9 protein-coding genes are annotated in these 11,711 nt (G+C 61.7%); 5 read left to right on the top strand and 4 right to left on the bottom strand.

Features of this window, described 5'->3' with window-relative positions; genetic code table 11:
- Positions 1-43 precede the first annotated feature (43 nt).
- Entirely contained in the window at positions 44-931 is an 888-nt protein-coding gene (locus tag AB0C34_RS22295) for a class I SAM-dependent methyltransferase (protein ID WP_357076087.1), read from the bottom strand.
- A 572-nt stretch (positions 932-1,503) separates the two neighbouring features.
- On the opposite strand from AB0C34_RS22295, the gene AB0C34_RS22300 reads away from it, so the two are divergent.
- The 5 genes from AB0C34_RS22300 (at position 1,504) to AB0C34_RS22320 (ending at position 7,697) form a co-directional block, all read left to right on the top strand.
- Entirely contained in the window at positions 1,504-1,953 is a 450-nt protein-coding gene (locus AB0C34_RS22300; RefSeq protein WP_357076090.1) for a hypothetical protein, read from the top strand.
- A gap of 118 nt (positions 1,954-2,071) precedes the next feature.
- Positions 2,072-2,860, top strand: a complete 789-nt coding sequence (locus tag AB0C34_RS22305) for an aminoglycoside adenylyltransferase domain-containing protein (RefSeq protein WP_357076093.1) — start codon at positions 2,072-2,074, stop codon at positions 2,858-2,860.
- Positions 2,861-3,099: 239 nt separating this feature from the next.
- Positions 3,100-5,295 (top strand): elongation factor G-like protein EF-G2, encoded by a 2,196-nt coding sequence (locus tag AB0C34_RS22310; RefSeq protein ID WP_357076096.1) that lies wholly within the window; start codon positions 3,100-3,102, stop codon positions 5,293-5,295.
- Positions 5,296-5,554: 259 nt separating this feature from the next.
- A complete protein-coding gene (locus AB0C34_RS22315) occupies positions 5,555-6,733 on the top strand; it encodes a CHAP domain-containing protein (protein ID WP_357076099.1) in 1,179 nt (392 codons plus the stop codon).
- A 214-nt stretch (positions 6,734-6,947) separates the two neighbouring features.
- The gene (locus tag AB0C34_RS22320; RefSeq protein ID WP_357076101.1) at positions 6,948-7,697 is read left to right on the top strand and encodes a hypothetical protein; all 750 of its coding nucleotides are present in this window, start codon (positions 6,948-6,950) and stop codon (positions 7,695-7,697) included.
- A 70-nt stretch (positions 7,698-7,767) separates the two neighbouring features.
- On the opposite strand, the gene AB0C34_RS22325 is transcribed toward AB0C34_RS22320, so the two are convergent.
- The 3 genes from AB0C34_RS22325 to AB0C34_RS22335 all read right to left on the bottom strand — a co-directional run bounded on the left by AB0C34_RS22325 (position 7,768) and on the right by AB0C34_RS22335 (position 11,679).
- Complete coding sequence (locus AB0C34_RS22325; RefSeq protein WP_357076104.1) at positions 7,768-8,829, bottom strand: hypothetical protein; 1,062 nt, start codon at positions 8,827-8,829, stop codon at positions 7,768-7,770.
- Positions 8,830-8,841: 12 nt separating this feature from the next.
- Entirely contained in the window at positions 8,842-10,923 is a 2,082-nt protein-coding gene (locus tag AB0C34_RS22330; RefSeq protein WP_357076106.1) for a hypothetical protein, read from the bottom strand.
- A 258-nt stretch (positions 10,924-11,181) separates the two neighbouring features.
- A complete protein-coding gene (locus tag AB0C34_RS22335; protein ID WP_357076109.1) occupies positions 11,182-11,679 on the bottom strand; it encodes a hypothetical protein in 498 nt (165 codons plus the stop codon).
- Positions 11,680-11,711: the final 32 nt, after the last annotated feature.

The following is an 11,711-nucleotide window of genomic DNA, read 5'->3' on the forward strand; positions in this document are numbered from 1 at the left end:
GTACCTGCCGGCAGCGGGCCGCCCAATCCCAACGTCGGCGACGCTAATTCACCGCGATCAGATACCTCGGTAACTCCCACAGATCGGCAATCTCATCGGGGAGATCCCGCACCGATCGACGGTAAGCCGTGGCCAGTTCGGCCGGACTGAAAGTCTGGACCGACCAGCCACTTTCGGTCAACCACTGCACCGGATCAGCACGCTCGTCGTCGTAGAACAGTTCGGTCAGGTCGATATCGCCGAATGGACTGTTGTCGAAATACTTCGATTCGATGCTCGCGAAGCGCTTGACATCGGTACCCGCGACGAAGCTCTCCACGCCGAGATGACTACCGGGTGCGGACAATTCGTCGATCCGCTCGAACAACGCGTCCTGCGCCGCACCGGGCAGATACGGCAGCAGCCCTTCGGCCGACCACGCGGTGGGCTGGTCGGGATCGAAGCCCGCCCGATCGAGCGCGGCAGGCCAGTCGTCGCGTAGGTCCACCGCCACCACTCGCCGATCCGCCTTCGGGTGCGAATGATGTTCGGTGAGCACCTTCTCTTTGAACTCCAACACCTTCGGCTGGTCGACCTCGAACACCGTGGTACCCGCCGGCCACTCGAGCCGGTAGGCCCGCGCATCCAACCCTGCGGCGATGATCACCGCCTGCCGCACCCCGTCCGCGCCGGCCGACAAGAAGAACTCGTCGAAGAACTTTGTCCGAAAGCCCATGAAACCGGGAACCAACGGCGTGTCGGCAAGCGTGGATGGGTCGGCCAGCAGCCCGGTGAAATGCGGTTCACCAGCGGCCTCGACGAACAGCGGCGCGTAATCATCCTGAATCAGCGGATCGGGACCGGCCGCCTCCAACGCCCGAAACGTCGCGACACCCAACGCGGTGAGTCCGACGCTGCTGACAATGTCCCACTCGTCACCTTCAGTTCGCATAGCCGAAACACCATCCGATCTTGTCGACAGATGTTGACGTGACAACGAACCAGGCGAGCCGACCAAGAGTGCCGCGCCTCGACGGCCCCACATCGAGCCGCTCGCCCACACCGAGTTGAAAACACCCGACTGCCCGGTATTCTACGTCGATCTGGCGACCAGGGCTGCCGCCGCGCTGGTCACAGTCACTCACCCCGCGTGCCGCCGGGTAGGTCGTCGACTCGAACCCATCCCGACGCTCGCGCCGAATTGTGCATGCGGAGCACCTCGCCTGTGCCGAATTCTCGACCCGTCCGGTTCAACCGCCGCTCGCACGGCCAGTGCCCGCACCGGGGGTCGGCCCACCTCCCGTCCACCACAGACTCGCCAGTCGCGGCCGCGATCACCCATCGATACCCGCCTGGATCAATGTGAGGCGACCTCGACGCCTGCGTGCCGACACGGCGATAGGGACTGTTACGGTTCGATCTCCGCCCGGCGCGCCGCCCGCTCACCTGAAACGAATATCTCGGGAACGTCGACAGACCTGTCGATTCATATTCAGCGTCATCGAATTCACCGAGGAGTTCTGTATGAACCGCATCATGCGCCGAGTCGTCGGAGTTGTGGCGACCGCGGCCTTGGCCCCGATCCTGTTGAGCGCGACGGCGCAAGCCGATCCGGGACCCGTGTACTTCAGCGTGGGCAGCATCAACTGCGCCATCGCCGCAGACGGTACGGTCGGCTGCGACTTCGGCTACCCCACGCGCCTGCAGTACAGCTTTCTGCCGTTCCCGTTCAGCGTGAACGACATCGTCATCGATCAACCCTGGCTGCCCGCGCACCCGACTTTCGGCTCGGGCGCCGCCTTCACCCTCCCCGACGGCAACCCATCCCTCGATTCGGTGAAAACGGGCAGTGGCCAGTGGGGCCCGTTCATCGAGTACGCGGGATCCAGGTGTGCGGCCGGCTTCCACGGCAGCTTCGGGTGCCAGTCGAAAGGCCGGGCTTTCACCGCCTACAGCGGAACCATCTCCGCGTGAGATGACAACGGGCATCCAGCGCGCGACTGCCGCGCTCGCGCGCTGGATCTCCCAAGAGGGCAGCAGGGTTCGCCCGGCCAATCCGCCGACCCCGCACGCTGAGATGGATACTGGCCGGATGACCCGCTCCCTCGTGGATCCGCAATGGCTTCCCGTCGAATTGCGTCCATACTTGGAAGACCTCGTTCAGCGCACCCGCGCGGTCTGCGGCTCTCATCTCGTCAGCGTCTTCGCGGTCGGGTCCATCGCGCTCGCGGACTATCGACATGGACGCAGTGACATCGATGTGGCAGTGGTGACCGACCCGGACCTTCCTGCCTATGCCGTGCGCGAACTGGCGCTGTCGGTCGCCCATCCGGCCCTGCCATGCCCGGCGGCCGGGTTGGAGTTGGTGGTTTACGACTCGGACTTCGCTTCGCATCCGTCTGGTGCGGCGGGATACCTGCTGGATCTCAATACCGGCCCGCTGCTGTCGAACCGCGCCAGCTTCGATGCGACGCGAGCACCAGCCTTCTGGTACGTCATCGATCGCTCCATCGCCTATCAGACCGGGCGTCTGCTCTTCGGGAGTCCGGTCCGGCAGGTCATTGCGGCGCCGACCCGGCATGACCTGTTGACCGCGATTCTCGCCTCGGTCCGCGAACACACCGACGGGGAAGGCCACCTGGCCGACAACCAAGTGCTCAACGGCTGCCGCTCGGTCGCGTTCTGCCGCACAGGCCGCTGGCTGGCCAAGCGCGAGGCCGCACAGATGATCGCAGCGTCGCAGGACGATTTTCGGCCTCTCATCGAAACCGCGTTGCGCAGCTTCCTGCGCCCCCGCGTGGCAGCACTCGCGCTACCCACCGCCGAGGTGCGAACCTTCCTGGTCTGGGTACGCGAACGTGTCGAAGAAATCAACACCTGACCGTACCGCTGTACCGACGATCCCACCCCGCTCCGCCCGCCGATCCGCGGCGCGGCGAGCGCGCCAGAGCATCCTGCCGGACCGCGTCCCGGTGACTGGCCGACCTGCCACAACGCCGTCGACAACGCGGGCTGACTCGAGTGCCGCGATCGCCCGGTTCTTGCCCGATTCATGGACGTGCCGCAGTCGGAGGTGGGAAGCTCGAAGTACTGCGGTGTCGAGGCGAGGAAGCGAGACCCATGGCGGACAAGTCGAGCGGTACTGCGGGGGGCAACGGCAGAGGAATGGCGGCTGAGCGGCCGGAATACATCCGGAATGTGGCCCTGGTCGGCCACAGCGGATCGGGAAAAACCACGCTGGTGGAGGCGATGGCGCTCACCGCACGGGCGGTGAACCGGGCAGGACGGGTGGAGGACGGCACCTCGCTGTCGGATTATGACGAGATCGAGCATCGGCAGCACCGGTCGGTGCAATTGTCGGTGGTGCCGGTGGCCTGGCGGGGAATGAAGATCAATCTGCTGGACACACCCGGGTACGCGGATTTCGTCGGTGAGCTGCGGGCCGGGCTGCGCGCCGCGGACGCGGCGCTGTTCGTCATCTCGGCCGCCGAGGGAGCCGAAGGCATCGCGGGCATGACGAGGGCGCTGTGGGAGGAATGCGCCGCGGTCGGCATGCCGCGCGCCATCGTGATCACGCACCTCGACACCGCACGGGCGGAGTTCGACGAAATGACCGAGACCTGTCGGAGGGTGCTCGGCAATGGATCGTCGGAAAATATCCTGCCACTGCATCTTCCGGTCTACGGCCCGAAGAGTCCGGACGGTCACCGCCCGGTCACCGGAATGGTCGAACTGCTGCCGACCTGCGTCGGCGACTACTCCTCCGGCGAGGAGGTCGAAAACGATCCCTCCCCTGAGCAACTTCCGGAGTTGGAGGAAGCGCGCAACAGACTCATCGAGGGCATCATCGCCGAAAGCGAAGACGAAACCCTGATGGACCGCTATCTGGAGGGCGAAGCCATCGGCCTCGAGACCTTGATCACCGATCTGGAACGCGCCATCGCTCGTGGCAGCTTCCACCCTGTCCTCTTCGCGGCGCCGGCCCCAGAAGACGCCAAACAGGGACTTGGCACGGTCGAACTGCTCGACCTCATCACCGGCGGATTCCCGACCCCCGCCGAACACGCGGTATCCGCCACCAACGGCGCCCAGCCCCATCAGCTACGTTGCGACCCCGAGGGCGAACTCGCGGCAGAGGTGATCCGCACGGCGTCCGACCCCTATGTCGGCCGGGTCTCACTGGTGCGCGTTTTCTCCGGAACCCTGCACACCGACGACACCGTGCATGTCCGCGGCCACGGAATGGCGAACCGCGGCCATCCGAGCCATGACATCGACGAGCGGGTCGGCGCCATCTCCTCTCCATTCGGTAAGCAGCAGCGGCCACTGGGCCAGGCGATCGCGGGCGATATCGCCTATGTCACGAAACTCGGTCACGCGGAAACCGGCGACACCCTGTCGAGCACCGACACGCCGCTGCTGATCGAACCATGGCCGATGCCGGACCCCTTGCTGCCCATCGCTATTCACGCTCACAGCAAGGTAGATGAAGACAAGCTCTCGCAGAGCCTGGCGCGTTTGGCGGCCGAGGATCCGGCGATCCGGCTGGAGAACAACGGCCAGACCGGCCAGCTGGTCCTGTGGTGTCTCGGTGAAGCACATCGTGACGTGGCATTGGAACGCTTGCGGACGCGATTCGGTGTTCAAGTCGACATGGTCGAGCACAAAGTAGCTCTGCGAGAAACTTTCGCGTCCAAAGCGGCCGGCCACGGCAGACATGTCAAACAGTCCGGCGGTCACGGCCAGTACGCCGTATGCGACATCGAGGTCGAACCACTTCCCGGCGGTTCCGGGATCGAGTTCGTGGACAAGGTTGTCGGTGGAGTCGTTCCGCGACAGTTCATTCCGTCGGTGGAGAAAGGCGTTCGCGCGCAAGCGGCGCGCGGAGTGGCGGCCGGGCACCCGCTCGTCGACGTGCGGGTCACGCTCTATGACGGCAAAGCGCATTCGGTCGACTCCTCCGACGCCGCGTTCCAGACCGCGGGAGCGCTCGCCCTGCGGGAAGCGGCAGCTGCCGCTGGAATCGACCTGCTGGAACCGCTCGCCGAGATCTGGGCGATCGTCTCCGACGACTACCTCGGCCCTGTACTTACCGATCTGTCCAGCCGACGCGGCCGGGTCCTCGGCACCGAACCACATGGCAACGGACGAACTCGCGTCCACGCCGAAGTACCGGAACTCGAACTCAGCCGTTACGCCATCGATCTGCGCTCCCTGTCGCACGGAACGGGCGATTTCACCCGCACCTATGTGCGTCACGAGCCCATGCCCGGTCAGCTCGCCGCGACGATGCGCGGTGACAAGACCCGCGCCTGACCGGCACGCCCCATAACTGTCCGTAACCGTCGGCCCGGCACGTCGAGCATGGACGGCCCGTTCACCAATCGGTGACATCGTCGATACCGCACCCGCATTCACCCATTTCGAACACGGGCTGACCGACCCGAAGTGCGTCGAGAACATTTCAATGCCGGGAATACCCGATACTTGGGTAACGCATGTGCGCCGCCGGGTGCCAGGAGACTTCCAGTCAGAGGTTACGGATGCTGTTTGTTGGTCCGCGGAGAACCGCAGTATGGACCGCGCCGGGTGGAGGGCACGCATCATGACGACGACCTTCGAAGACATAGAGATCGATCTTCCGTATCCCGCCTATGCCAACGACGGTCTCAGAGCGTTCGTCGACATGGCGGAAGAGTACATGCAAGGGTCGATCATCCTGTTCGCGTCCGGTTACGACGGCGGACAGCCGGACATGATCACGTGGCTGAAAGACAACGATCTGCTCAGTGCGGACGGACTCGAACTCACCAAGGATGGTGCCCAGACGCTCGACCCAGGATCGTCGGTGATGACCGAAAGCTACGACGACAAGCGCAACAAGATCCTGGACAAAACATCGCAACTACGCATGCAGAACGACAATGTCAACCAACGCGCCTTCGCGAGCTTCGACACCTCGAACCAAGCGTTCCAGGATGTCGTGGGGACCGTGGACAAACTCAAAGCCGAGCTGAGTCGTCCGCCTGGGGAGCATCAACTGACTCGGTTGCCTGATGGCAACCTGCACCTGACCGCGGCTGAGGAAACCAGGTTGCTGCGCCTTATCGCGGAGGCCGTGGACCGTGTGAGTGACACGATCGAGGATGCGGACCGGGGCATGCAGAGAAATGCCGACAATATCTACGATCTGATGCCGGACCTCCCTCGAAACCCCCACGGCAACGCGCCGGATGTCGGTGAGCGGTCTCCATGGACGCCAGCGAGCAGCGCCAGTTGGGAGCCCGGTAACGGAACCCCTGACGATATCGTCGAGAAGGCGAAAGAGCAGCTGAAGCTCGGCGTTTCCGAAACCAATGGCAACAACATCCCGATATTCAAAGGCCCGGACGGCAAATTCCACGAGGCCCCGTACAACATCAACGACGCATGGTGCGCAGCCTTCTCCACCTGGGTATGGGACAAGGCCGGCTACAACGTCGACTGGACCAACCCGAACTACGTACCCGCGATCTGGAACGACGCCAAGCATATGGGGTTGGCGAAGAATATATCAACTGCCCAAAAAGGGGATATGGTCATCTTCGACTGGGAGGGCGATGGCACCCCGGACCACGTGGGAATCGTGGAATCCGTGGACCCCGGAACCGGCCGAATCAACACCATCGAAGGCAATTCCAGCAATGCACTGCGGAGCAAGAATTACTCCATGAACGCAGGATCACTCGTCGGTGTCGTCAAGCCACCCGCCTAACCTGAATCTTCTCGCGCGGCTGACGTGTTGGCCTGATCGGTATTTCGTGGCCGGTTTCCGACAAGATCACGGCCGATCTCCCTGGACCGCGTAGTTATTTCCCATGGCGCACAACTGATCCGCAGCACCGCCGGGACTCCCCGCCCGTTGTCGATCTCTCTCTGCCGGGTACAGTTGGCCTCCTATACGGGCCGATTGCCAAGTGGAGAAAAAGATGGATGCCTCCCGCTGTGTCGTGCTGGTACCGGCGAGCGATCATATCGAGCCCGAGTGCGCTCAGGGGTTGGCCGAACTCGAACGGCGCGGCCATCCGGTCTGGCGCGTATACGGTTGTTCTGCGATAGACCAGGCGCGCAGTCAAATTGCCACGGATGCCTTGGCACGGGGGTTCGAGGAGCTGATGTGGATCGATACGGATGTCAGCTTCCATCCGGATGCGGTGGAAATGTTACGGTCCCACGATTTGCCGGTGGTCTGTGGCATCTACCCCAAGAAGAGGTCGCGCGAACTGGCCTGCAGTCTCATGCCCGGTACCAACAGAATCATATTTGGCGAAGGCGGCGGCGCGATGGAGATCCGATATGCGGCCGGGGGGTTCCTGCTCACCAAGCGGTGCGTCTACGAGAAGATCGAACAACAGGAAAAGCTCCCGACCTGCAATACGCAGTTCGGGCGTCCCAACGTCCCTTACTTCCTGCCGCTCGTCATCCCGGATGGCGAGAACCACTGGTATCTCGGTGAGGATTTCTCATTCTGCGAACGCGCTCGCCGGTGCGGTTTCACAGTCCATGCCGATACCCGACTGCGCCTGGAGCATATCGGTAAATATGGATACACCTGGGAAGACGCGGGCAATGGGCGGAATCGCTACGGTACCTACGAATTCGAAATCCAACAACTATCCGCGAAGATCGACACCGATGCCGGTGAACAGATCGATGCGAGTGCCGACGAATCCGACTGAGCAGAGCCCTCCACCGAAAGAACATTGCGCAGGACGGCCCGCTGCTGATTCGCCGGACAGAAAACGCTCATCACGGAGCGTCTGATGATCCATCGCTCGACGAAGGGGAATCCGGCACCGGCGAATACAGCGGTATCGACGAGCGAGCCCGAGGGATGCCGAAGCTATGTGCCACGTGCAGTATCGACGCGCCATCGACATCAGCGAGAACACGAGCCAATCCGGCTCGAGAAGAAGGAGAACGTGCACGCTTCGAAAATGGGTCGTCCGGCATACTCCGGCACACATCCTGTGCATCCGCCACAGGCACCGACTGCAACCTGCTCAGCAGCGCGCGGTGCCACTCCGGCACCCGATCATACTGATGCACAATCGGATACAGTTTTCCTCCGGCCGTCTGCACGCCCTCCGCAGCGAGAATCGGCTCGGGTTCCAAGAGAAATGGGCGCAAGGTCGCAACCTTGTCAGGATCCCCCAATGTCCCCGCCGGACAGGCGAAACCGTCTTCCGAGGCCACCAACTGCACCGCTGAGCGATACGGCTCCATATCGAGCAGCAGGTTATATGCGCTCTGATCCGCGATAGGCCTCCCGGTGGACTCGGCGATCAGGGAGACGGCGAGACACAGATCCGCCATCATATCGACGCGGCCGGCGAGAACACCGACATTGCGGACCACTGTCGACCGCAGGCGACCGGTTTGCGCCGGGAAACTTCGTTGCAGGTTGTCCCGATTCCACTCCTCGTCGGAATATCGCACCGCTTCGCCGACAGCGAGAAACGGTCGTTTCAAGTTGCTTTCCAACCACGTGACCGGGTCTGTTTGGAAGTACACATCACGCACGTCGGTGACAACGACGAATCGGACCGAACGCGCGAATGTCCGCAGCACATCGGCAATATCTGCGAACCGCGTGTTGTATACGCTGCCCCGGAGCGGCATTCGCACGGCATACAACCCGAGTGATTCCAGATTCCGGGCCACGACATCACCGCGGTGATCCCGGTCGTATACGATCACGACGGCCACACCGGTGAATTCGGTCGCGACGAGACTTCTCGCCCACGGCTCGACATGGGCCCAGTCATACCCCGATACCGCACCAATGACAATGTCGTTCTTCGGGCCCATCTCCCGCGCCGCTCAGATCATTTTCGGTGGTGTGACTGGTGGTGGTCCGGCGGGTTGTGCCTGGTTCACCGACGGCGAGGGTGGCGCCGCGGATGATCCGGTGTCGGTACCAGCGACGCTATCCAAACCGGTCGGATGGATATAACCGGTGAAATTCCCGTACTTTTCTTTCAGTGGAGGATCGTTGGGATCCAAAGGAATGAGATGACCGCCGTCCAGAACATACAGCTTGTTCTCGTGATTGACGATCAATGCACTATGCCCCTCCCACTGAAGGATATCGCCCGTCCTCAAGTCGCCGGGACCATTGACCGTCGCCGGCGGGTGATCCGCTGTCAACTCACCCACGGTTCCCTGGTATGCGGACACCGCATCCATCGCAGTGTTCTGCACCTGATTCCGCAGCGCCTCCGCGACCGGCTGCGACGCCTTCACATTCGTATTATCGATCGGAACATCCACCATCGCACCCGGTGTCGTCACCGCCGGCGGCGCACCCGCATACGCCGGCGCCACCACACCCGCAGGAGAAGCCTGCGCACCCGGATCAACAGTGGCAGCAGCAGAAGCGGACGCCGAACGCTCCCGCTCACGCTCACGTTCCCGCTCACGTTCCCGCGCATCCCGATCATCACTGATGTCATCGATCGGGGAACGGTTCTGCTGGTTCCCCATCCCTCCCATCATCGACGCCAACAGCAGCGGCGTCATATCAGGGCCACCACCACCAGTGTTAGCCGGGGCCGGGGCCGCGACCGTGCTAGCGGGCGGAGGCGCACCGGTCCCAGAGCCCTGCGACCCTCCCGGCACAGTGAAAGGCAGACCCCCGTCCGACAACCCACCACCACTATCAGAACCAGTACCGCCGCCTAGCGGAACAACCGAGGAATCATCCGTGGCACCCGGCAGAACATCACCGAACAACGAACTGAAATCCTCGTTCTGACCAGTGGGCTGCTGCCCAAGCATGTTCTGCCCCAAGCTCGGGTCACCGGTGTACACCACAGTGTTCCCACCATTACCACTGTTGTCCTTGGCCGACTTATTACCATCGCCCTTGTCGCCGTTGTTGTCGCCCGTCTTGTCCTTCTTCTCGGTCGGATACCCCGGTAAATCTCCGAACTTCTTTCCGTAGCCCTCGGACCGATTCGCATACTCGGTAACCTGATCTACGCAATACTGGACAGTCTGACTGACAATTCCATAAATAGGCTTCTCTTCGACGACATTCTGAATACCACTCGCCTCGAAGTTCTTCTCACTGAACGTACTCGACCCATAATACCCAGCATGAGGCTCCTTGAGCTTCGCCCAAATATCTTCATGCGTAGTCTGAATCCTGTCGTACATATTCCTATACGTACGATCATTGTCCGCACTGATCTGCTCGTTCGCGAGCTTGAAATCCTTGTCACGGCGCGACCACTGAGCATCCAACTGGTCAAGAAATTCCGAGGCCGACTTATAAGCATCGACAGCCTCACCCTTCCCCGCGACCTCAGCCTCCCCCGCGGTACCCATCGTATCCACGAAACTTTTACTCAGATTGTTGTCCCACAGATTCGTATCCTTACCCTTACCCGAATCCAAGGCAATCGGCTTACCCTTGCCCGTACCCATCTGATACGCCAAATACGCAAGCTGACGGTTCGCCAAATTGATGAACGTCTTCAAATCCTCCGACGCACTACCAGGCGGAACATTGATCTTCAACGGAAAATCGCTAAGCTTATCCCCCTCCTCCGGATCCTTATCCAACCCCTCCATATACTTCTTTTTAAGATCATCATCCGAAGGCGGAGGAGGCGTCGACGTACGATCCTCCGCCGGCAACCGCTTATCGGGGTTGCCATAAAGATCGCCATTCCTATTTTCGGATTCTAATGCCTTCCCATCGGAGGTAATGATGGTATGGATGTCGCCGAGGTCATCCCACTCTTGTAACTTTGTTTTCTGATCACCCGGCTTCGCCTCATAAAGGGCATATGTGGAATCGAATACACCATCATCTTGGGTGTAGTAGAAGCCCGACTCGGGTGGGCTATCACGCTCTTCGAACTCGCCGTTGCTCTTGTATACGTAGTATTCAGTCATGCGCCCTCCTCAATGAACGGTTTTCCGCTGCCCATTCCGCGACCGGGGGCGATACCAGGACTGACCGATACCCGATTCGACCCGACCGGCGCGCGCACATGGGCTCCCGGGCGATCTTGCTGGCGAGTTTCGGCCGGATTGAGGCACAGCTTTTACATCCGGTAGCGCACACCCACGGACCACACACGTGAGGTGGACGGTCTACAGATCGGCTTCGACCGCGGGATTTCCTACCGGGTATTCGTCGGACGTTGAAGCTCAGGCCTCCGGCGACGTGCGCCGAACCCTGGTGCCACCCGCGCCGTCGGTGTCCTCGATGGCGCCAGCAGTCGCACCCGAATTGTCGCCCGTACCTTGACGGCCATCCGCCACCGAGGTCCACCCGGAGACACGATCACGCAGGTGCGGAAGAGCATAACTCTCTAGAAATGCGTAAGCCGCGTAGCCATTTTCCGCGATGAATTTAGCCTTGTAGTCAGGATCGTTCTTCGCGCGCTCGAGCAAAGCAGGAACCATGTCATGGTTGACACCGCGCCGTCTGCGCCAATCCTGTGGATCTTGATCGAAATCACTGACCATATCGACGAATCTCTCTCCATCCAGACCGATTTTCACATTGTTCCCCATCCCCACAGCTGGGGATAGCAGATCGGCTGGGGGTGCGACGCCGACGATCACCCACTCGGACAGGGAAGTTGCGGCACCGACACTGTGCGGACCTTTGGTCATCATCCCCTCGCGTCGTAGGCTGATCACGGCCCGACCTGCACCGGTAATCCCTGGTCACA

The sequence above is a fragment of the Nocardia sp. NPDC049220 genome, assembly GCF_040647855.1.
Taxonomy (GTDB): domain Bacteria; phylum Actinomycetota; class Actinomycetes; order Mycobacteriales; family Mycobacteriaceae; genus Nocardia.

Bases quoted from the DNA above. Each gene is read 5' to 3' on its own strand.
- AB0C34_RS22305 (WP_357076093.1), top strand. From the start codon at position 2,072: ATGACCCGCTCCCTCGTGGATCCGCAATGGCTTCCCGTCGAATTGCGT.
- AB0C34_RS22310 (WP_357076096.1), top strand. From the start codon at position 3,100: ATGGCGGACAAGTCGAGCGGTACTGCGGGGGGCAACGGCAGAGGAATG.
- AB0C34_RS22320 (WP_357076101.1), top strand. From the start codon at position 6,948: ATGGATGCCTCCCGCTGTGTCGTGCTGGTACCGGCGAGCGATCATATC.
- AB0C34_RS22300 (WP_357076090.1), top strand. From the start codon at position 1,504: ATGAACCGCATCATGCGCCGAGTCGTCGGAGTTGTGGCGACCGCGGCC.
- AB0C34_RS22325 (WP_357076104.1), bottom strand. From the start codon at position 8,829: ATGGGCCCGAAGAACGACATTGTCATTGGTGCGGTATCGGGGTATGAC.
- AB0C34_RS22315 (WP_357076099.1), top strand. From the start codon at position 5,555: ATGGACCGCGCCGGGTGGAGGGCACGCATCATGACGACGACCTTCGAA.
- AB0C34_RS22295 (WP_357076087.1), bottom strand. From the start codon at position 931: ATGCGAACTGAAGGTGACGAGTGGGACATTGTCAGCAGCGTCGGACTC.
- AB0C34_RS22330 (WP_357076106.1), bottom strand. From the start codon at position 10,923: ATGACTGAATACTACGTATACAAGAGCAACGGCGAGTTCGAAGAGCGT.